The sequence below is a fragment of the Massilibacteroides vaginae genome, assembly GCF_900178525.1.
Taxonomy (GTDB): Bacteria; Bacteroidota; Bacteroidia; order Bacteroidales; family Tannerellaceae; genus Massilibacteroides; species Massilibacteroides vaginae.
In genome coordinates this window covers 49,416-73,607 of sequence record NZ_FXDJ01000008.1, presented here as the reverse complement: position 1 = coordinate 73,607, position 24,192 = coordinate 49,416, and the positions used below count along the sequence as shown (strand labels likewise).

General features: G+C 41.5%; 11 protein-coding genes. All 11 read left to right on the top strand.

Annotation, left to right across the window (positions count from 1 at the left end):
• Positions 1-63 precede the first annotated feature (63 nt).
• The 11 genes from B9Y81_RS05790 to htpG all read left to right on the top strand — a co-directional run bounded on the left by B9Y81_RS05790 (position 64) and on the right by htpG (position 21,995).
• Positions 64-1,410 carry a dihydrolipoamide acetyltransferase family protein gene (locus tag B9Y81_RS05790; RefSeq protein ID WP_085536533.1) on the top strand — a complete coding sequence of 449 codons (1,347 nt, stop codon included), beginning with the start codon at positions 64-66 and terminating at the stop codon, positions 1,408-1,410.
• A gap of 19 nt (positions 1,411-1,429) precedes the next feature.
• Positions 1,430-3,463, top strand: coding sequence for an alpha-ketoacid dehydrogenase subunit alpha/beta (locus B9Y81_RS05785; RefSeq protein WP_085536065.1), 2,034 nt, complete (start codon positions 1,430-1,432; stop codon positions 3,461-3,463).
• 100 nt (positions 3,464-3,563) lie between these two features.
• Positions 3,564-4,070, top strand: a complete 507-nt coding sequence (locus B9Y81_RS05780) for a flavodoxin (protein ID WP_085536064.1) — start codon at positions 3,564-3,566, stop codon at positions 4,068-4,070.
• A gap of 130 nt (positions 4,071-4,200) precedes the next feature.
• Positions 4,201-7,557 (top strand): transcription-repair coupling factor, encoded by a 3,357-nt coding sequence (mfd, locus tag B9Y81_RS05775; RefSeq protein ID WP_085536063.1) that lies wholly within the window; start codon positions 4,201-4,203, stop codon positions 7,555-7,557.
• Between the two features lie 12 nt (positions 7,558-7,569).
• Entirely contained in the window at positions 7,570-9,459 is a 1,890-nt protein-coding gene (locus tag B9Y81_RS05770; RefSeq protein WP_085536062.1) for an AMP-dependent synthetase/ligase, read from the top strand.
• Between the two features lie 30 nt (positions 9,460-9,489).
• Entirely contained in the window at positions 9,490-12,087 is a 2,598-nt protein-coding gene (locus B9Y81_RS05765) for a beta-mannosidase (protein ID WP_085536061.1), read from the top strand.
• 189 nt (positions 12,088-12,276) lie between these two features.
• Entirely contained in the window at positions 12,277-14,853 is a 2,577-nt protein-coding gene (locus B9Y81_RS05760) for a DUF5686 and carboxypeptidase-like regulatory domain-containing protein (protein ID WP_085536060.1), read from the top strand.
• Between the two features lie 12 nt (positions 14,854-14,865).
• Positions 14,866-16,197: a Na+/H+ antiporter NhaC family protein gene (locus B9Y81_RS05755; protein ID WP_085536059.1), complete on the top strand. Its 1,332-nt coding sequence runs from the start codon at positions 14,866-14,868 to the stop codon at positions 16,195-16,197.
• Positions 16,198-16,299: 102 nt separating this feature from the next.
• Positions 16,300-16,896: a hypothetical protein gene (locus tag B9Y81_RS05750; protein ID WP_085536058.1), complete on the top strand. Its 597-nt coding sequence runs from the start codon at positions 16,300-16,302 to the stop codon at positions 16,894-16,896.
• 347 nt (positions 16,897-17,243) lie between these two features.
• Entirely contained in the window at positions 17,244-19,829 is a 2,586-nt protein-coding gene (locus tag B9Y81_RS05745) for an ATP-dependent Clp protease ATP-binding subunit (RefSeq protein WP_085536057.1), read from the top strand.
• Positions 19,830-19,943: 114 nt separating this feature from the next.
• The gene (gene htpG / locus B9Y81_RS05740; RefSeq protein WP_085536056.1) at positions 19,944-21,995 is read left to right on the top strand and encodes a molecular chaperone HtpG; all 2,052 of its coding nucleotides are present in this window, start codon (positions 19,944-19,946) and stop codon (positions 21,993-21,995) included.
• Positions 21,996-24,192: the final 2,197 nt, after the last annotated feature.

Sequence of the window (24,192 nt, the reverse complement as noted above, 5' to 3'; positions counted from 1 at the left end):
GAAACCCGAAGAATAAACGAACTTTATACACCCGGATGGGTTTACATTCTTAATTTACATTTTATGGCAACATTTGAAATAAAAATGCCCAAACTGGGCGAAAGTATCACGGAAGGCACGATCATTTCATGGTCTGTCAAAGTAGGTGATACCATTAATGAAGATGACGTACTATTTGAAGTTAACACAGCAAAAGTAAGTGCTGAAATCCCGTCTCCCGTAGCCGGAAAAGTAGTGAAGATATTGGCCAACGAAGGTGATACCGTAGCGGTAGGAGTCGTGGTGGCATTGATTCAACTTGATGGAGAAGATGGAGAGAACGAGGAGGATTCAACAAGTACAGCGCCCGCCAATGATGCACAGCCTGCAACCGGACAACCAACTGAAAGCACAACACCGTCTGCTGCAACCGAACCGGTGAAAAACGCCAAAGGCAGCGACAATCGCTGGTATTCTCCCGTTGTATTAAGTAAAGCACAGGAGGCCGGTATTGGTAAAGATGAACTGGATTCATTACAGGGAACCGGTTATCTGGGACGTTTAAGCAAACGTGACATCGAAGCGTATATCGAGAGAAAGAAAAAAGGCGTTTCCGCACCTCAACCAGCTCCGAAAGCAGCACCTGCTCCACAAGCGGCAGCTACCCCTGCTCCTGCTCCTGTTCCACAGCCATCAAGCCCGGCTACTCCGTCGGTACCTGTTGTTGCCGGAGCCGAAGACGAGGTAATCGCTATGGATCCAGTACGCCGTATTATATCAGACCGGATGTCTGAATCCAAGAAAATTTCTCCGCACGTAACCACGGTAGTCGAAGTAGACGTAACAAAGCTGGTGCGCTGGAGAGAAAAGAACAAAGACGCTTTCAAACAGCGTGAAGGAGTCAGCCTCACATTCATGTCTCCTATCACGGAAGCAACCGCCAAAGCGCTGAAAGATTTCCCAAGAATCAATTCTTCTGTTGACGGATATACGATCATTCAAAAGAAGCGTATTAATATTGGTATTGCCGTGTCGTTAGATAATGGCAACCTGATAGTTCCTGTGATCAAAGACGCGGACAAGTTAAGCATCAGCGGACTGGCCGCATCGATCAGTACCGTAGCCAATAAGGCACGCAAGAACAAGCTGATGCCGGACGATATCCAGGGAGGTACGTTTACAATCACCAACTACGGTTCATTCAAAAGTATTATAAGCACACCGATTATCAATCAGCCTGAGGTAGCGATCCTTGGTGTCGGAGCGATCGAAAAGAAACCGGCCGTAATCGAAACACCGGAAGGAGATGTAATCGCGATACGTCATAAAATGTATCTGTCGCTTTCATTTGACCATCGTGTGATAGACGGTTCTCTGGGTGGTGAGTTTGTGCGCCGTGTTGCTGATTATCTGGAAAACTGGAATGATTAAAAAAACAAATTAAAGCGTTATGAAGAAGTACGATATTAAAACGACAGATAAAGAAACTTTAAAGAAGTGGTTCCACCTGATGACACTTGGACGCGCGATTGACGAGAAGGCTCCGGCTTATCTTTTGCAATCTCTCGGCTGGTCATATCATGCTCCCTACGCGGGGCATGATGGTATTCAGTTGGCCGTTGGTCAGGTGTTTGAACGTGGAAAAGACTTTATGTTTCCTTACTACCGCGATATGCTCACGGTACTTTCTGCCGGAATCACTGCAGAAGAGATCATATTAAACGGTATTTCCAAAGCAACTGATCTCTCCAGTGGAGGACGCCACATGTCTAATCACTTCGCAAATCCGAACTTGCATATCGAAAACGTGTCTTCGGCTGTGGCCAGTCATGACACGCATGCTGTAGGCGTAGCCCGCGCAATGGTTTATTACAAACACAAAGGTGTGGTGTTCACCTCTCACGGAGAGTCTTCTGTGTCTGAAGGGTATGTTTATGAAGCGATCAACGGGGCAAGTAATGAGAAACTGCCTGTTATCTTTGTTATACAGGATAATGGTTATGGCATTTCCGTTCCCAAGAAAGACCAGACAGCTAATCGTAAGGTAGCAGACAACTTTGTTGGAATGAAAAATCTGAAGATCATTCATTGCAACGGTAAGGATGTGTTTGATTCGATGAACGCCATGACGGAAGCTCGTGAGTACGCCATCAAGACAAGCAATCCGGTGATTATTCAGGCAAACTGTGTGCGAATCGGATCGCATTCCAACTCGGACAAGCATACGCTTTATCGAGATGAGGATGAGTTATCTTACGTAAAAGCAGCAGATCCATTGGTTAAGTTCCGCCGTATGTTATTACGTTACAAACGTTTTACGGAGAAAGAACTTAAGGAAATTGAAGAGGCAGCCAAGAAAGAGCTAAGTGTAGCCAATCGTAAGGCGATTTCAGCACCGGATCCTGATCCAAAGAGCATTCATGATTTTGTGATCCCTGCTCCTTATATACCAAAAGTATATGTAGACGGAACGCATAATCAGGAAGGTGAGAAAAAGAATATTGTAACGGCGATCAACGAAACACTGAAAGCTGAATTCCGCCGAAATCCGGATACATTCCTGTTTGGTCAGGACGTTGCCAACCGCGATAAAGGCGGGGTATTCAATGTTTCTAAAGGGATGCAACAGGAGTTCGGACCGGATCGTATTTACAACGCACCGATCGCCGAAGATTATATTGTGGGTACAGCCAATGGCATGAGCCGCTTTAATTCAAAGATCAGAGTTGTTATTGAAGGGGCTGAATTTGCCGACTATTTCTGGCCGGCAATGAATCAGTATGTGGAAACAACGCACGATTACTGGAGAAGTAACGGACAGTTCTCTCCCAACATCACGCTTCGTCTGGCTTCCGGAGGATATATTGGCGGTGGACTTTATCACTCTCAAAATATTGAAGGTGCATTAACCACCATGCCCGGAGCACGCATTGTTTATCCGTCTTTCGCGGATGATGCGGCAGGCTTGTTGCGTACCTGTTTACGCTCGGAAGGACTTACAGTATTTATGGAACCCAAGGCATTATACAATGCTGTTGAATCATCGACTGTTGTTCCGGACGATTTTGAAGTGCCATTCGGTAAAGCGAGAATCCGCCGTGCGGGCAACGACCTAACGCTGGTTACTTATGGCAACACCACACATTTAAGTCTTCAGGCGGCTGAGCAGTTAGCCAAAGAAGGTAAAGGAAATGTGGAAGTTGTCGATCTGCGTTCTCTCATTCCATTAGACAAAGAAACTATTTTCGAATCTGTAAAAAAGACAAGTAAAGTTTTGATTGTACATGAAGACAAGGTCTTCTCCGGATTTGGTGCTGAGGTAGCAGCTACGATTGCTGATGAAATGTTCCGCTATCTTGATGCTCCTATTCAACGGGTAGGATCCACCTTTACACCGGTAGGGTTTAATCCTATTTTGGAACGAGCAATTTTGCCTAACACAGCTTTAATCTACGAAGCTGCGAAGAAACTTTTAGCATATTAATTTACGGGAGTTAGAAGTTGGTAGTTGGAAGTTAGAACAGAAAACGAGTAAACCAACTCCTGACTCCCAACTTCTAACTCCTACAAATATTTTTTTAATCATGAAAAAAACCGGATTATTTTACGGCGTCAGTACTAAAAAGACAGCATTAATCGGAAAAGAAATACAAGAAGCTTTCGGTGAAGACAAGGCCGACATCGTTTCGGTCGAAGAAGCCGGAAAGAATGAGTTTGAACGCTACGACAATCTTATAGTCGGTGCATCAACCTGGTTTGACGGCGAACTCCCCTCCTACTGGGACGAGTTATTGCCCGAACTGGACAGCTTAAAACTGAAGGGAAAGAAAGTAGCGATCTTCGGCTTAGGAGATCAGGAGGGTTATCCTGAAAATTTTGTGGATGGCATCGGTTTATTGGCTGATTTTTTCGAATCGGCCGGTGCTCAGGTTGTAGGGCTTACTTCAACTGAAGGTTATACCTTTGAAGGTTCACGCGCGCTACGAGATGGCAAGTTTTTAGGCTTAGCACTCGATCAGGAAAATCAATCGGATAAAACCTCAGCGCGTATAGCTGACTGGGTAAAGCAATTAAAGAAAGAATTCGCCTGATTAGCGTGTCGTTATAATAAATCATGATCAAGAGGCAGCTTCGCAAGGAGTTGCCTCTTGTATTTTGTGTTTACAACCAAGGACGGTAATTGTTCGAAAAAAATTACCTTTGTGCAAACTTTTAATTCACGTGGAGGTAAATAACTTACTAAAATTATATGCCGCCCATCCGGAAATAGCCGCGTTAAGCAGTCTGTTTAAAGATAAAACAAATCGGAATATTTTCCTGAAAGGTCTGAACGGGTCCGGGGCAGCAATGACAATAGCTTCTCTTTTTCAAAAAAGAAGGGGAAGTTATGTCCTCGTACTAAACGACCAAGAAGAAGCCGGGTATTTTTATCATGATCTGATGCAGCTTACGGCAGCCGAGAATATCTACTTTTTCCCGTCTGCCTATCGTCGGTCTATCAAGTATGGACATACCGATCCGGCCAATGAGATTCTGCGTACGGAAGTATTGAGTGTATTGCAGAATGATAAGGCATCGTTCATTATTGTTACCTATCCGGACGCTTTAGCGGAAAAAGTCATTTCCAAAGAAACGCTAAAGGAAAATACGCTCCGAATCAATGTGAATGAACAGTTAGATAGCATTTTTGTATCCGACGTGCTCGATGAGTATGGTTTTGAACAGGTAGATTATGTTTACGAACCCGGACAATATGCCGTAAGAGGTAGTATTGTGGATATTTTTTCCTACTCGAATGAATACCCGTACCGTATAGATTTTTTCGGCCCTGAGGTAGAAACGATCCGCACGTTTGATGTAGAAACTCAGTTATCAAAAGAAAAGCTGGAGGCTATCTCCATCATCCCTCAGATGGGAAAAAGCGGTGGAGGCAACACGTCACTGCTCGACTCTCTTCCTAAAGACACAATCATCGGATTTTACGATATGGAATGGTGTAAGGAGCGAATCGACAGTCTTTATAATGATGAGCCGGTTCAGGGAGACGAAGATTCTTTTTCCGACAAGCAGCAGATGCAATCCCGACTAAGTGACGGAGCAACTTTTTTACGTGGCGCGCTTGATTTCAAACGCATTCATTTTGGCACACGTCCTACCGGTATGGCCGACGCCACAATCACATTCTTGTCTGAAGCGCAACCGATCTTTCATAAGAACTTCGACTTAGTCAGTGCTTCTTTTACCAATTATATTGAGAAAGGTTATCAGATCTATATTCTCAGTGATGCGGAAAAACAAACTACCCGTATTAAAACGATCTTTGAAGACCGGGGTGATCATATCTCATTTATTCCGGTAAATAAAACCATACACGCCGGTTTTACAGACACCACATTGAAGGCTTGTTTCTTTACCGACCATCAGTTGTTTGATCGTTTTCATAAGTTCAATCTGAAAAGTGATAAAGCAAGGAGTGGTAAAATATCGCTTTCACTAAAAGAACTAAATCAATTCTCCATTGGCGATTATGTGGTTCATATAGATCATGGTGTGGGGCAGTTCGGAGGTTTGGTGCGCACCGAAGTGAATGGTAATATTCAGGAGGTTATCAAGCTCGTATACCTCAATAATGATATTATATTTGTAAGTATACACTCGCTACACAAACTTTCCAAGTACAAGGGAAAGGAAAGCGGAGAAGCTCCCAAATTAAACAAATTGGGAACCGGAGCCTGGGAACGGGTGAAAGAAAAAACAAAGAACAAGGTTAAAGATATTGCACGCGACTTAATTATTCTCTATTCTAAACGTATGCAGGATACGGGATTTTCATTTTCGCCGGACAGTTTCATGCAACACGAACTGGAAGCAAGCTTTATCTATGAAGACACGCCCGATCAGGAAAAAGCAACTGCGGACGTGAAAGCCGACATGGAAAACAGTCGGCCGATGGATCGATTGATCTGTGGTGATGTAGGGTTCGGCAAAACAGAAGTTGCTATCCGAGCAGCATTCAAGGCGGTTAGCGACAACAAGCAGGTGGCAGTGTTAGTGCCGACTACGGTATTGGCGTTTCAGCACTACCAAACATTCAAAGAGCGACTGAAGGATTTCCCTTGCAAAGTTGATTACATCAGTAGGGCAAAGTCTGCCGCCACCATCAAGAAAACATTAGCATCTCTTAAAGCCGGCGAAATAGACATTCTCATCGGCACACATCGCTTGGTGGGTAAAGATGTCGCATTTAAGGATCTCGGCTTATTCATTGTCGATGAAGAACAGAAGTTCGGCGTATCTGTCAAAGAGAAACTAAGACAACTAAAAAGCAACGTAGATACGCTAACGATGACTGCCACTCCTATCCCCCGCACCTTGCAGTTTTCGCTGATGGGTGCCCGCGATTTGAGCAACATTACCACGCCTCCCCCCAACCGCTATCCGGTACAAACCGAAGTGGAACGTTTCAATCCGGATATTATTCGCGAGGCGATCAACTTCGAAATGAGCCGTAACGGACAAGTATTCTTCATCAACAACCGCATACAGAACATAGGCGAGATAGCAACCCTCATACAACGGGAAGTTCCGGATGCCCGCGTTTGCGTTGGTCACGGACAAATGGATCCCGAAAAGCTGGAACAGATTCTACTCGACTTCGTGAATTACGAATACGATGTTTTGATCGCTACCAGCATTATAGAAAGTGGAATCGATATCCCCAATGCAAACACAATTATTATTAACAACGCTCAGCATTTTGGTCTTTCCGATCTTCATCAATTGCGTGGTCGTGTTGGGAGAAGTAACCGTAAAGCATTTTGTTATCTGCTTTCACCGCCTTTATCGTCACTTACGCAAGAAGCCAGACGACGTTTGCAAGCAATTGAAAATTTCGCTGAATTAGGTAGCGGTATTCATATCTCCATGCAGGATTTAGATATCCGCGGAGCAGGAAATTTATTAGGAGCTGAACAAAGTGGTTTCATTGCCGATCTTGGTTATGAAACTTACCAAAAAATTCTGGAAGAAGCCGTAGATGAATTAAAAACCGAAGAGTTTTCCGGTTTATACGAAGCACAGGCAGATGGGAAGCGCACTACCGGTAGTGAATATGTACGTGAAACTTATATTGAAAGTGATTTAGAGTTAATGTTTCCTCCAACATATATACCAAATGATTCAGAACGTATATCTTTATACCGCGAATTAGATAATATGCAGGAAGAACGTGATATTCAAAACTTTTCCGAACGATTGAAAGACCGGTTCGGACGCATTCCCAAGGAAGGAAAAGAATTGATCCGCATCGTTCGCTTAAGACGTTTAGCAAAGAAACTGGGCATGGAGAAAGTTATTTTAAAGAAAGAACAGATGAGTCTGTTTCTTGTCTCCAAACCGGAGAGTACCTACTATCAGAGTGAAGCGTTTGATAAGTTGATCCGTTACATACAATGGAACCCAAGAGGATGTAATCTGAGGGAACAAAACGGCAAGCGCAGTATTATTGTTAAAGAAGTACCGACTGTAGAAGCTGCTTGTGGAATCATGGAAGAAATAGATAAAATTGAACTTAATTAATAATTGTTACGCATGAAAAAGACAATTGTTGACCTTTTCGAAGGGTCTGTAAAACAGTATCCGAACCACACTTTTTTGTGGGAAAAGACAAAAGATAAATTCGAGCCTACTTCTTATACTGAAGTAAAAGAGCAAGTATACACGCTTGGAGCAGGTCTTATGGCCCTGGGAGTAAAGAAAGGAGATAATATCGCTTTACTAAGTGAGGGTAGAAACGCTTGGATCATAAGTGAACTGGCCATGTTCTATGCAGGAGCAACCAATGTTCCTTTATCAATAAAGTTGGAAGAGGCCAATGATTTATTATTCCGTTTACAACATGCAGATGTTAAGTTCATCATTGTTTCGGGAAATCAGCTTAAAAAGATACGTGCGATTCTGGATAAACTTCCTTTGGTTCAGAAAGTAATTATATTGGATGAACAACCTCAATACAGTGAAAAGGAAATTTCTTTGGCTAAGGTTATTGAATCCGGCAAAGTATGGCTGAAAGAACATACAGTAGATGAATTCCTGACGATCGGAAAATCACTAACAAACGATGACTATGCTACAATTACCTACACATCCGGCACAACAGCTGATCCCAAAGGAGTGATTCTAACTCATCGCAACTACACAGCCAATGTAGAACAATCGCTTACTTGTGTAAACATTGATGATACCTGGCGTACACTGGTTATACTTCCTTTAGACCATTGCTTCGCTCATGTAGTAGGCTTCTATATCTTTATGTCTCAGGGAGCATCTGTAGCCACAGTACAAGTTGGACGTTCCGGAATGGAAACGCTTAAAAACATCCCTATAAACATTAAGGAGATAAAACCTCACCTTATATTAAGCGTACCTGCATTAGCAAAAAGTTTCAAAAAGAATATTGAACAAGGAATACAGGCTAAAGGAGATACGGTTAAGAAATTATTTAACACCGGACTGGAAATCGCATACACTTACAATGGAGAAGGAGGAGATGACAGGGGGCGTGGCTGGCGTTTTATTTTAAAACCGGTCGTTGCTCTTTTTGATAAGATAATTTTCTCTAAAGTTCGTGAAAACTTTGGTGGTGAACTAAAGTTCTTTATTGGCGGCGGTGCTTTGCTTGATAAAGAGTTACAGAAGTTTTACTATGCCATTGGCCTCCCCATGTATCAAGGGTATGGACTTAGTGAAGCCACACCGGTTATTTCAACTAATGTTCCTAAGCGACACAGATTCGGTAGCAGTGGTATATTAGTACAGCCGCTTAATCTGAAAATATGCGATAATGACGGCAAAGAATTACCTCTCGGCGAAAAAGGAGAAATCGTGATTCGTGGAGAGAATGTTATGGCCGGCTATTGGAAAAATGAAGCATCAACCGCAGAGACAATAAAAGACGGATGGCTTTATACCGGCGATATGGGATATATGGGTAAAAACGGTTTGTTATATGTTTTGGGTCGTTTCAAAAGTTTATTGATTGGAAGTGACGGAGAAAAATATAGTCCGGAAGGAATCGAAGAAGCATTGGTTAGCCACTCTCCTTCTATTGAACAATTGATCCTGTACAACAACCAGAATCCGTATACAATCGCATTGCTTGTTCCAAATAAGGAATATCTGAAAAAAGAAGTAGCAGACCTCGCGTCTGAAACCGGAAAAGAAGAAGCGATCAGAATTATATCAAGAGACATCAATAAGTTCAAAAAAGGCGGTGAACTATACGGTATGTTTCCTGAACGATGGTTGCCGGCTACTTTTGCTGTGCTTCCGGAAGCATTTACCGAACAGAACGGAATGGTAAACAGTACAATGAAGGTTGTACGCGGAAAAGTAGAAAAAACGTATGCCAATAGAATAGATGCCCTTTATACATCTGAAGGCAAGGACCCGTTAAATAACGAAAACAAACAATCACTTTAACATACCACTAATGACAAATTTTTAATAGATATGAATGTAAGAAATATTAAATTAACGATTTTAGCAGTAATTGCTATTCTGATCAGTTCTACAGTTCGGGCTGATGAGGTTGTTAAACAAAACATCAACACAGGCTGGACTTTTAAACAGGAAAGAGGTAATAATTGGTATCCGGCTAAGGTTCCCGGCGTTGTACACACCGACCTGATAGACAATAAAATCATCGAGGATCCTTTTTTCAGATTGAACGAAAGAGGTGTTCAATGGGTTGATAAGGAAGATTGGATTTACAAGACCGCATTAAACGTGTCTCCCGAAGTGTTTGCCAAAGACAATATCGAACTTTACTTCAAAGGCTTAGACACCTATGCAGATGTTTATCTGAACGACTCTTGTATTCTGAAAGCAAATAATATGTTCCGCGAATGGAGAGTCGATGTAAAAAGTCTTCTTAAAAAAGAGGGCAATGAACTGCGCATCTACTTCCACTCACCAATCAAAGTAGATATACCTAAATTTGATGCGTTATCTTACGAAAATGAGGCAGGAAACGATCAATCACAGAATGGCGGTGTGTTTGACAAGAAAGTAAGCGTTTTTGCCCGTAAAGCAGGATATCACTACGGCTGGGACTGGGGACCTCGATTGGTAACCAGTGGCGTTTGGCGTCCGGTATTTCTGGAAGGCTGGAATAATGCTCGTATAAGCAATGTTCATTATATTCAGGAACAAGTTTCCGCTAAACGTGCTAACATTAAAGTTCGCGCGGAAGTTTGGGCAGATAAAGGCGGAGAAGCATTAGTAACAATCAGTGCCGCCGGAATAAAAAACAACTGGACAAAGAAAGCGACACTCTCAAAAGGCGTGAATTTGGTTGAAACGAATATCGTTGTAAACAACCCGAAACTTTGGTGGAGCAATGGTTTAGGTGAACCTCATCTTTATGCCTTTACTACAGCCGTTTCATTTAATGGAGAAGCAGCAGATAGTCGTACGGAAGACTTAGGTATCCGAGAATTAAAAGTGATCAACGAAAAAGATGAATTCGGACATACATTCTATTTCCGGCTAAACGGTGTGAAAGTCTTTGCTAAAGGAGCCAATTATATCCCGCAAGATAATTTCTTACCACGCCTGACGTTTAAAAACTACGAAAAGACTATTCTTGATGCCGTTAACGCCAATATGAATATGCTTCGTATCTGGGGAGGTGGTATTTATGAAGATGACATGTTCTTTGAATTATGTGATAAATACGGCATCCTTGTATGGCAAGATTTTATGTTTGCTTGCAGCACTTATCCTATGAATCCTGAAATGCTGGAGAATATCCGCGAGGAAGCAAAAGACAATATCATCCGTCTGCGCAATCACGCAAGTCTGGCTATCTGGTGTGGTAATAATGAAAGTCACACAGCCTGGTTTAATTGGGGATGGATGCCAAAGTATGAGAAATTAGGCGTTCTTGAAGAAATGCGCAAAGACTATAAAGACGTTTTCCATGGTGTATTAGAAGAAGCTGTTGCAACATACGATCCTACGGCTTTCTACTGGCCATCTTCTCCTTACGGTGGTGATCCTGACGCAAAGTGTGAATCAGGAAAAGAAAACTGGAATCCGAATGGTGATGCGCATTACTGGGGCGTATGGCATGCGAAAGACTCTATCGCCAATTACAATAAAATACGCGCGCGCTTCTTCTCTGAATATGGTTTCCAATCATTTCCGGAGTATCAGTCTGTATTAAAATATGCACCGGAAAAACGCGATCATGACATTTTCTCGGAAGTAATGATGGCTCATCAGCGTGGAGGCAGTCACGCGAACGGACTTATCGAATGGTATTTATTGAACGAATACCGTAAACCTAAAGACTTTCCTAATTTCCTTTATATGGGACAACTATTACAGGGAGATGCGATCAAAACAGCTATAGAAGCTCATCGCCGTGATATGCCTTATTGTATGGGAACACTTTATTGGCAACACAATGATTGCTGGCCTGTGGCTTCCTGGTCAAGTCGTGATTACTATGGACGTTGGAAAGCTCAACATTATTTTGCAAAAAAAGCTTTTGAAAATATCCTGGTTTCGCCCATCGCGGAGAATGGAAAACTCAATATTTATGTTGTTTCCGACAACCTGAAAGCGATCAAAGGTAGTCTGGAACTGCGTGTAATGGATTTGAAGGGGACTATTATCTCAACTAAAAAAGCAAACGTAACACTTCCTGCCAACACCAGTAAAATTCAATTAAGTAACCCAATTGAGAATCTACTGGGCGGTAAAAACGCAAATGAGGTTGTAGCCAATGTTCGTTTTACGCCGGCAAATGGTGAAACAGTAACAAACAACTATTTCCTTACACGGTATAAAGATGTAGATTTCCCCAAAGCAAACATCAAATTACAATCGGTGGCGGTAGCTGACGGATATGAAGTAACGCTTGAAAGCGATGTGTTTGCCCGTGGTGTATTTCTTAGCATAGAAGGAATAGACAATTTCTTTTCCGACAACTACTTCGATCTTTTACCGGGTGAACCTGTAAAAATACATGTCAGCACATCTTTAGATAAAGCGACATTCGACAAACAGTTGAAAGCTATTTGCATTAGTGATGCCTATTGATCTTAATCACTGAGAAATCATAAAAAGGGTTGGTTGCAAAAACATTAGCAACCAACCCTTTGTTCTTTTAATTATTACAGGCTCTTAAAAATAGATTAAATATTATTAAATACTTAATTAATAAGGGTTATTAGGAATAATAGTACCTTTGCAAAATTAAATTTGATAATTGAAAAAGTTCAATTTTAGATGATTAAAATTATTCGTCATATATATATCCTGTTTTTTATTCTCGCAACAGCAACGTCTTTTGCTTATGCTCAAAGCATTACCTCTGCAACAGGAATTGTAAAGGATTCAATTACAGGAGAACCTTTATCTTACGTATCAGTTATTTTCGAGAACTCTACGATCGGAGCGATGACGGATGATTTCGGAAAGTTTTCTTTGCAGAACACCAGCGGATTTACTAAACTTTCTGTTAGTTCGTTGGGCTATGATACAAAAACCATCAACCTGAATGCGGGAAGAAAGAACGATGGATTAGAAATATTGATGTCTTCATCCTCCTACCAGATCGGCGAAGTGGTTGTAAAGGGAAAACGTGAACGATATTCCCGCAAAGACAACCCTGCTGTAGAACTAATCAAGAAAGTAATCGAACGTAAGGATGAAAATCGAATAGAATCCAAAGACGAGTATCAAACAGAAACTTACGAGAAACTGAGCATTGCCTTTGATAATTTCAATCCTGATTTTGAGAAAAATGCCATAATGCGGAAACTAAAGTTCATCAAGAACTACATCGACACTTCCGAGTTTAACGGCAAACCGATTTTAACCGTATCAGTCAGAGAAACCTTGTCTGATATTTATTATCGCAAACAGCCCAAAGCAACTAAAACCATAGTGAAAGGGAAACGCCTTCAGGGCATTGATGAAAGTATTGACGAAGGAGGTATAACATCAAACCTGGAAGAAATATTCCAGAGCATTAATATTTTCGACAACAATATCAATATTTTATTGAACCGTTTTGTAAGTCCTCTATCCTCTGCTTTGGCGGTGAGTTACTATCAGTATTTCATTATGGACACACTCGATGTAGGGGGCGATCAATGCGTAGACCTGGCTTTTGTTCCGGTAAACAGTCAAAGCTATGGGTTTACGGGAAGACTTTATATTACCTTAGACGGAAATTATTCGCTGAAAAAGTTTTTATTGAATGTGCCACAAAAAATAAATTTGAACTTCGTTGATCAGTTACGTATTGAACAGGAGTTTAAACGAATGCCGGATAGCACATGGGTAGTAGACAATGAAAACACCTACATCAATTTTTATATTGTAAAGGGATCGCAACAGTTTTACGCGCATCAATTGCGAACCTATGATAAATATAAATTTGATATAGCCAATTCCGATTCGATATTTAAACAACTGGGGCCTTTGCATTTCGAACGAATGGCAGAAGCAAGACCTGACAGTTTCTGGGTAAACAACCGCCATATACCTTTAAAAGAGAAAGAAAGCGCATTGGATGACTTATTAGCGGAACTGCGAAAGGTGCCGGCTTTTAATGTTTTGATTAAGACTGCGGAAATATTAATATCCGGCTACGTGCCGACAGACAGAGACAGGACTACCAGCAGATTTGATTTCGGACCAATGAACACCTTGTTGGGATCGAATAAACTGGAAGGATTTCGTGTTCGTATAGGAGGTATGACTACGGCCAATCTGAATCCTCACCTATTTGCAAGCGGCTATCTTGCCTATGGTATGAATGACCGGAAATTCAAATACAACGGAACAATTACCTATAGTTTTAATGAGAAAAAATATCATCCGGGAGAAAATCCGGTAAACAATCTCTCTTTGACACAGGAGTACGATTTATACACGCCCGGACAGGATTTCCTTTTCACCTCCAAGGATAATATTTTCGTAGCATTAAAAGTGGGTGCTCCTATTACAAAAATGAATTACATCCGTAAGTCTGTTTTCCAGTATGAGAAAGAATGGCTGAACGGTTTGACAATCAAATCCTGGTATAAAAATCAAAATACGGAACCTACCGGTACGCTCCAATATATTCAGCGAGACGAGAAAGGGCGATACCTCCGGATTGACGACATAACTACTTCAGAGGTCGGATTGCAAGTGCGTTTTGCTCCGGGAGAAAGAGCTTATGCCGGACGCGCAGGTAAAGAATCGGTATTTAACCTCTCTAAAGACGCGCCGATACTCAAGGTTTCCCATCAGCTCGGATTTAAAAGTCTGGGAGGAGAATACCAATACAATCACACCGAAGCAAGTGCCGAAAAGCGTATTTGGCTGTCTTCATTCGGACATATAGACGCACAGGTAAAAGCCGGTAAAATCTGGGATGAGGTTCCTTTTCCTCTTCTCATCATGCCAAACACCAACCAGTCTATCACAATTCAGCCGGAAGCTTTCCACCTGATGAATCCCATGGAATTTTTAGTTGACGAATATGTATCCTTAAGCATGACCTATTATTTGAAAGGGTGGATACTTAATCGGATTCCGGGTATTAATTGGTTTCGTTTAAGGGAAGTTATTTCGTTTAATGGCGTGTATGGAAACCTGACGAATAAAAACAATCCTGTTTTCAGAGACAATCTCTTCCTTTTCCCTGATGGCTCTCAGCCGATGGGTAAACAACCTTATATGGAAGTTAGTTTTGGTTTGGAAAACATATTTAAGATATTGCGTATAGATTACTATCGCCGACTCAATTACCTGAGTAATCCTGAGATTAAAAAAGGAGGTATACGTGTGGCGCTACGCTTCTCTTTCTAAGAATAAGAACAAATGACTTCGCCCAATTTTAAATCAAACATAGCCCCTAACCCGTGGGCCTTATTGCCGTTAGGTGTTTTTTTGATTTCCTATCTCATCGTGTCTATAGTTGCAGGAGATTTCTACAAGATGCCGATATCGGTAGCTTTCATCATTGCGTCTATCGTTGCGGTTGCCCTTTCTAAAGGAGGAAAATTAAGTCATCGGGTAGAGCAATTTTGCAGAGGAGCAGGCCACAGTAACATCATGTTGATGGTAATCATCTTTGTACTGGCAGGTGCTTTTGCCGAAACAACCAAAGCTTCCGGAGCAATCGATGCTGCCGTAAACCTTACCTTATCAATTCTTCCGGGCAATTTGCTTGTTGCCGGAATATTTGTTGCCGGTTGTGTTATCTCCGTAGCTATAGGAACATCTGTCGGCACCATCGTGGCATTAGCTCCCGTAGTGGTTGGAATAGCCGCGAAAACAGGCATCCCTCCGGAGTTAATGCTTGCATCCGTTGTTGGAGGCGCTATGTTTGGCGATAACCTCTCTTTTATTTCCGACACAACGGTTATTGTTACCCGTACGCAAGGCTGTGATATGTCCGACAAGTTTAAACTTAATTTTAAAATTGTCATCCCTTTGGCCCTATTAACGCTGTTTCTTTATGTACTGCTTGGCAACGAAGTTGCCGAAACATATCAACCGGGGGCAATTGAATGGCTTAATGTAATTCCTTATTTAGCCGTATTGGTTATTGCCATCAGCGGTGTAAATGTGGTGCTCGTATTAATCATTGGAATTATTCTTTCAGGAGTTATCGGATTAATGACCGGACATATCGGTATATGGGGTTGGACTACATCCATGGGAAATGGAATCACCGGAATGGGCGAACTCATCATTGTTACCATCCTGGCCGGAGGTATGTTGGAAATGATCCGGTTCAATGGGGGTATCGATTGGTTGATTATGAAACTCACCTCGCGCATACATGGACCTAAAAGTGCCGAAGCCAGTCTGGCGGCATTTACGGCTTTCGCCAATTTCTGTACGGCAAACAATTCTATTGCGTTGATAATTTCAGGTCCGATAGCAAAAGAAATAGCCACAAAATTTCATGTAGATCCACGCCGCAGCGCCAGTGTTATTGATATTTTTTCATGCGCGGTACAAGGATTCATTCCCTATGGAGCGCAACTGCTTATTGCTTCAGGATTAGGGTCGGTTTCGCCTTTGGAAATTATGCCTTATTTATATTACCCTTATCTGCTTGCTATTGGGGGAGTGTTGGCTATCTTATTTGGATTTCCGCGCATCAATAAGAAATCTCTTTCTACAACAGCAAAAGTCTCTTGATTTTCCCCAAAAATATTTAACATTTAGCTTTATTAGTAACTTTAAGGTTTTAAATTAGCAACATAAGGTTAATTTTGAGATTCATCGTAAATCAGAATTAAGATGGTTCTACGCAAAGTAACGTCATTACTTTCCCTTATTCTTTTGACCATGAATATGCATGCGCAATGGACGAAAGAAGACTCGGTATGGATTGAAGGCATAAAATCCGGTAAAATTAAGCTTGAATTAAACCCGGAGACAAAAAAAGCAATCGAAGAAGGCCGTTTGATTGAAGCGGAAAAGCCAAACGCAAAACTTCTTGAACACAACTTGCCGCTACAAATTACCAAAGAATTTACCGACATCCGCCCGGAAGATGAAGAATATCTGGTTATTGATATTTCCGAACTCCCTCCTGCCCTGTTGATGATGCTCGAACTGCCGGACAGTATCTCTAGGAAAAGCTTCGTATATGTGGCCCCTCCTAAAGATTACATCAGCATGAAACAAATCCCGATCGGCACAAAAGGCATTTACATAACGGCACATACAGGAGATCTCAATCCGATAGTTAAAGACGGGCAATCCAAAGGTGGAGCACTGGGAGGCTTGGGGGCATCTTTTTCGTTGGAAGACATACTACGCTATACCTTCTTGCCGAGTGAACGGGCTAAAAAACGAAACAGAAAATTCGCGACAGCCTGGAAAACGTATTAAAACAAACCTTCTCTTTTTGCAAACAACAGTATTATTTTTCTAAAACATACTATATTTCTCTTTTTCCATATATATAGAAAAACAGTTTGACAACTGTGGTAAAACTTTTCTACAGATATAGAAAAAGTGTTCGACAACTGTGGTAAAAAGAAAATATCCTTTATTTATATAAAAACATTCGAATCTTTTATTCATTATAAAGTATAGGAATTGTCGTTAAAACGAAGTAATTTTAATTATATAAATTCTATTTATGAGCCATTGAAACATTAATGGCACAGATTTTGATACTACTAAGTGTTAGTTTACTAAATTTGCAATGTATTACATATATAATAATAAACGCTATGAAGAATAATTACACCAAAAGGGTGATCGATGTGATAGAGTATAGCAAAGAGGAAGCCACCAGGCTTCAAAACAGCTATATTGGACCAGAACATCTCATGTTGGGCATCCTGCGAGATGGAACAGGAAGAGCTATTGAAGCGTTACAGGAATTGAATATAAATATATCCGCTATAAAAAGACAGATCGAAGAGGAAATTAAAAACACAATAGATACAGACACACCCATCCAGAACGAGATCGCAATCAGTAAGACGTCCGAACGTGTACTTAGAATGAGTATGCTGGAGTCTCGCATGTTTAAGAGTGATCATACAGACACGGAGCATTTGCTTCTCGCGATTCTGAAGGAACAGTTCAATGTAGCTGCCCGTATATTAAACGAATACGGCGTTTTCTATCGTGATTTATTTAACAACCTGGCAACAGGAACGGCTATTGGTCGCTTGGAGCACGACGATGAGGAAGATATCGAAATAGACGAAATAAGTGATGGTTATACCGATGACGACGACGATGATGAGGACGACAGTTTCTCTTCTCGTAAAGAATCATCTCAATCACAGTCTTCATCAGCTTCTTCTGCACAATCAAAATCTCCGAATGACACACCTGTGCTTGACAATTTCGGTACAGACATGACGCGGGCTGCTTCCGAAAACAGGCTCGATCCTATTGTTGGTCGTGAGAAAGAAATCGAACGGCTTGCCCAGATTTTAAGTCGACGCAAGAAGAACAATCCGGTGCTGATCGGCGAACCGGGCGTAGGTAAATCCGCCATTGTAGAAGGATTGGCACTGCGCATTGTGCAACGCAAAGTATCCCGTATTTTGTTCGACAAACGTGTTGTCAGTCTTGATATGGCGTCAATAGTTGCCGGCACAAAATACAGAGGACAGTTTGAAGAGCGGATCAAAGCAATCCTGAATGAATTGTCAAAGAACCCGCATATTATCTTGTTTATTGACGAGATTCACACAATCGTGGGCGCGGGATCGGCCTCCGGTTCAATGGATGCGGCCAATATGCTGAAACCGGCACTTGCCCGGGGTGAAATACAGTGTATCGGGGCAACTACATTAGACGAATATCGTAAGAATATCGAAAAGGATGGTGCTTTGGAGCGTCGTTTCCAAAAAGTAATTGTAGATCCTACTACGGCCGAAGAAACATTGCAGATCCTTCAGAACATCAAAGAAAGATATGAAGAACATCATAATGTGATTTATACTGATGATGCTTTGCAAGCTTGTGTAAAGTTGACGGAGCGATATATCAGTGACCGAAACTTTCCGGACAAGGCGATAGACGCGTTGGACGAAGCCGGTTCGCGCGTACATATATCTAACATCACGGTTCCTAAGAGCATGGAAGAACTGGAAGGAAAGATAGAGGAAACCAAGCAGGAGAAAATTGCCGCGGTTAAATCGCAAAACTTTGAACTTGCAGCCAGTTTCCGCGACAAGGAACGTCAGTTCTTGCTTCAACTTGAGGCAGCAAAGGCTAAATGGGAACGCGAATTGCAGGAACATCGCGAAACAGTGGATGAAGAGAAAGTAGCCGAAGTAGTAGCTATGATGTCCGGCGTACCGGTACAGCGTATCGCAAAAGCGGAAAATCTGAAACTGCTTGAAATGGCAGAGATTCTGAAAAAGAAAGTTGTAGGTCAAGACGAGGCGGTTCAAAAGATCGTTAAAGCGATTCAGAGAAACCGCGTGGGATTGAAAGACCCGAATAAACCGATCGGAACGTTCATGTTTCTCGGCCCTACCGGTGTGGGTAAAACACACTTAGCAAAGAAACTGGCCGAATATCTGTTTGATTCTGCCGACTCCCTGATTCGTATCGACATGAGCGAATACCTTGAAAAATTCGCGGTATCACGCCTTATCGGAGCACCTCCGGGATATGTGGGCTATGAAGAAGGTGGTCAGTTGACCGAAAAGGTACGCAGAAAACCGTATTCGGTTGTGCTGCTTGACGAAATAGAAAAAGCGCATCCCGATGTGTTCAACCTGTTATTGCAGGTGCTCGACGAAGGACGCCTGACTGACAGTCTTGGCAGACGAATCGATTTTAAGAACACGATTCTGATCCTGACATCCAACATCGGTACGCGTCAGTTGAAAGACTTTGGACGTGGTGTAGGATTCAGCGCACAAACCGGCGATGAAGTAGATAAGGATTTCTCGCGCAGTGTTATCCAAAAAGCACTCAACAAGGCTTTTGCACCTGAGTTCCTGAATCGTATCGACGATATAATCATGTTTGATCAGCTTGACAAAGAAGCGATTCATAAGATTATCGACATTGAATTGGCCGGTTTATATAAACGTGTGTCTCAATTGGGGTATACGCTTCAACTTACGGATGACGCGAAAGACTTTGTCGCTTCAAAAGGCTATGATGTACAGTTTGGCGCGCGTCCGCTGAAAAGAGCTATCCAGAAATACCTGGAGGACGAAATGGCAGAAATGATCATCCGGGCCTCTGTTAGCGAGGGAGATACAATTGTGGTTGGATTTGATAAGGAAAACCAGAAGATAACAACCGAAGTAACCAAGGTAGCCACAGAGCAATCTTAAGGTTGTCGGTAAAACAAGTCAAAATGTCAGGCAGTCATGTCTGGCATTTTTTTTGCTTTTAGTTGGGCAGTATACAAATAATAATATTCAATATAAATATAGCACGTTTTTATTATGGCAAAACAAGGAAACATAGGTGTTACTTCGGAAAACATCTTCCCTATTATCAAAAAGTTCTTGTATAGTGATCACGAAATATTCTTACGTGAGTTAGTTTCAAACGCTGTTGACGCAACACAAAAACTAAAAACACTTTCATCAGTAGGTGAATTCAAAGGAGAGCTGGGTGATCTGACGGTTCGTGTTAAGCTGGATGAAAATACAATTACAATTTCCGACCGTGGTATTGGTATGACCGCTGAAGAGATTGATAAGTACATCAATCAAATTGCATTTTCAGGCGCAGAAGAGTTTGTAGAAAAATACAAAAATAATGCGGCCGCTATTATAGGACATTTCGGTTTAGGCTTTTACTCTTCATTCATGGTTTCCAAAAAGGTGGAGATCGTAACAAAATCTCATAAAGAAGGAGCAACAGCGGTAAAATGGAGCTGTGACGGAACACCGGAATATGAATTGGAAGAAACAGAAAAAGCAGACAGAGGTACGGATATTATTCTTTACATAGACGATGAAAACAAGGATTTTCTGAATAAAGATAAAATCAGCGGTCTGCTGAAAAAATATTGTCGTTTCCTTCCGGTAGAAATAGCTTTCGGGAAAAAACAGGAATGGAAAGACGGTAAATACGTAGATACAGAGGCAGACGACATCATTAATGATACGAAACCTGCTTGGATACGCAAACCATCCGAACTAAAAGACGAAGACTATAAGAAGTTCTATCAGGATCTTTATCCGATGAGCGAAGAGCCTTTGTTCTGGATTCATTTGAATGTGGATTATCCGTTCAATCTGACTGGTATTTTATATTTCCCCAGAATCAAGAGCAATATCGACCTGAACAAAAACAAGATTCAACTATACAGCAATCAGGTATTTGTTACAGATTCGGTAGAAGGCATTGTTCCCGAGTTTCTTACCTTATTGCACGGGGTGCTCGATTCGCCGGATATTCCGCTGAACGTTTCCCGTTCTTATCTGCAAAGCGATCAGAATGTAAAAAAAATATCAGGACATATTACCAAGAAAGTAGCCGATCGTTTGGAAGAAATATTCAAGTCGGACCGCACGCAGTTTGAAGATAAATGGGATAGCCTGAAACTATTCATCCAGTACGGTATGTTAAGTGATGAAAAGTTCTATGATCGTGGTGCGAAATTCGCTTTACTAAAAGATGTAGACAATAAGTATTACACTTTTGAGGAATACAAAACACTTGTAAAATCTGAACAAACAGATAAAGAAGGTAGTCTGGTTTATCTGTACACAAACAGTAAAGACGATCAATACAGCTATATTCAGGCAGCCAAAGATAAAGGCTACAATGTGTTGATGATGGATGGTCAGTTAGACACGCATGTGATTGGCCAGATGGAACAGAAATTCGAAAAAACGCGTTTCGTACGTGTAGATAGCGACACCATTGAAAACATCATCCGAAAAGAAGATAGCGGGAAAGTATCGTTAACAGACGAACAACAAAAGGCGTTGACTGAAGTATTTAAAACATCTATGCCTAAGCTGGATAAAGCTGAATTTATGGTAACATTTGAGGCTTTGGGCGAAAACGCGAATCCGGTAATGTTGACACAAAGTGAGTATATGCGCCGAATGCGTGAAATGTCTGCCATGCAACCCGGCATGTCATTCTATGGCGAAATGCCGGACAGTTACAGTTTAGTTCTAAACACGGATCATGTATTGGTTAAGAAGGTACTGACCGAAACCGAACAAGCCTGCAACGAACAGTTGTCTCCAATTGCAAATGATTTGAAGGGCTGGAAAACCCGCCAGGCCGACCTGCGTGACACGCAAGGAAAGAAAAAACAAGAAGAAATTACGACACAGGAAAAAGAAGACCTGGAAGCTACCGACCGTAAAATTGAGGAGTTAGACAGTCAATACAACACTATATTAGCGTCTTACGCTCCGAGCAACAAGCTAATCAACCAATTAATAGACCTTGCTTTGTTGAGTAACGGTATGCTGAAAGGAGAAGCCCTCAGCAAATTTATCAAGCGTAGTGTTCAGTTGATCGGTTAAGATAGTGCGTTCGAAACGAACATTAGAACAAGGCCGCCTAATTTCAGGTGGCCTTTTCTGTTTCAATTAGCGGAATATTCTTTATTTTTGGAAAGTAATATAGAAATTATGATCAGATACTCCTTTGTTTTATTGATTTTATTATTGGTTGCTCCTACAAACATGAATGCCCAAAAGGTAGGTTTAGTATTAAGTGGAGGTGGCGCAAAAGGAGCAGCTCATATTGGTGTAATCAAAGCTTTGGAAGAAAACAATATTCCGATAGACTATGTTACGGGCACCTCAATAGGCTCGATTATCGGTAGTCTCTATGCGATGGGATATACTCCGGAAGAAATGCTGACCTTATTACTCTCCGAAGAGTTCGCCTACTGGCAAACCGGCATGGTACAAGATGATTATATTTATTACTTTAAAAAACCGGACCCTACGCCTGAATTCCTCCACTTTTCTATCGATTTCACTGATTCCATTCAGGTACGCACAAATATTCTTCCGGGTAGTTTAATAAACCCCATCCAGATGAATCAGGCTTTTATTTCTTTGTTTGCCCAGGCAACAGCAAAAGCCGGATGGAATTTCGATAACTTGTTTGTCCCTTTCCGTTGTGTCGGGTCTGATATTTACAATAAAAAGCCTATTATTTTCAAGAATGGCGATTTAGGAGATGCTGTAAGGGCATCCATGACGTTTCCTTTAGTTTTCAAACCAATCTGGAAAGATGGCGTTCCATTGTTTGACGGAGGTATATACGATAACTTCCCCGTGCAGCCGATGCGTGAGGCTTTCCAACCGGATTTTATATTCGGATCAGCAGTTGCCGGAAGCAACATCAAGCCCTCTCACAATCTGTATAATCAAATATTTTTTTTTTTCAAGCAGAAGACGGCATACGAGATTGCCGACCCTCTCACAATCTGTATAATCAAATATTTTTTTTTTTCAAGCAGAAGACGGCATACGAGATTGCCGAAGAAGAAGGAATGATGATCAAATTCGATCTTTCTACGGTTTCTCTTTTAGATTTCCCTAAAGCAAAAGAATTAATGGATATCGGCTACAAAGAGACACTTACAAAGATAGACTCCATTAAACAAAGAGTAACACGCGAAGTACCTCTTGAAGAAGTAAATGAACGCAGAAAACAATACAGGGAAAATCTGCCCCCGCTTATCTTTAAAAATATTTACATTACCGGGGTGTCAGAGCTACAGAAGAAGTACATAGAAGCTCAGTTGCATAGAGACATCAACAACGAATTTACGATGGAGGAATTCCGTCGGGCCTATTTTAAGATGTTGACCGCGTCTAAAATTAAAGAAATAACCCCCCATGCGGTTTATAATAGAAAAGAAAAGAAGTTTGACCTCTATCTGGATATCGTCATCAAAGATGAAGTGACTGTTTCATTCGGAGGGAATGTATCGTCTCATCAGGCCAATCAGTTATTTGCCGGAATTGGCTATCAATCTATAGATATTTACGCTACAGATCTTAACGCGAATTTTCAAATGGGTAATTCGTTTAGCGGCTGGCTGTTTAACGGAAGAGTTTATCTGCAAACCCGCATTCCGATGTATGTTAATTTGCAGGCAGCTTATTCTTTTAGAAAATACTCGGAAAGTCAATCTTTGTTTTACGAAGATGTGGTGCCTGCTATTATAAAGCAGAAAGAGATTTACGCCAAGTTAAAGTTGGGATTTCCTTTTCTTAACTCCGCAAAGGCAGAGGTAGGCTTCACCTATGGACGGGCAAGTGATCTGTACTATCAAAGTTCAAACATTTCATTTCCCAATTCTTCGACCGATCGCAGCACGTACGACTTATTTAGTTCATCATTAAATATCGAAAAGAATTCGCTCGATGCCAAACAATATCCTATAACGGGAACAAAGCTTTTCATTAATTCGCAATACGTAACCGGAGTTGAAAAATTTCATCCGGCTCCCCATTCTTACAGAGACACCTATAAAACACGTACACATAGTTGGCTGATGATTAAAGGGCATTTGCAGAGTTACAAAACATTGAGCGATCGCTTTAATCTCGGCTTAATGACAGAAGTAGTTATCTCAAGTAAGAACCTAATGAACAACTACACCTCCAGCATACTGCAAGCACCGGCATTTACGCCTACACCACATAGTGTCATTATTTTTAATGAGGCATTCCGGGCAAATCAATACTTGGCTGCCGG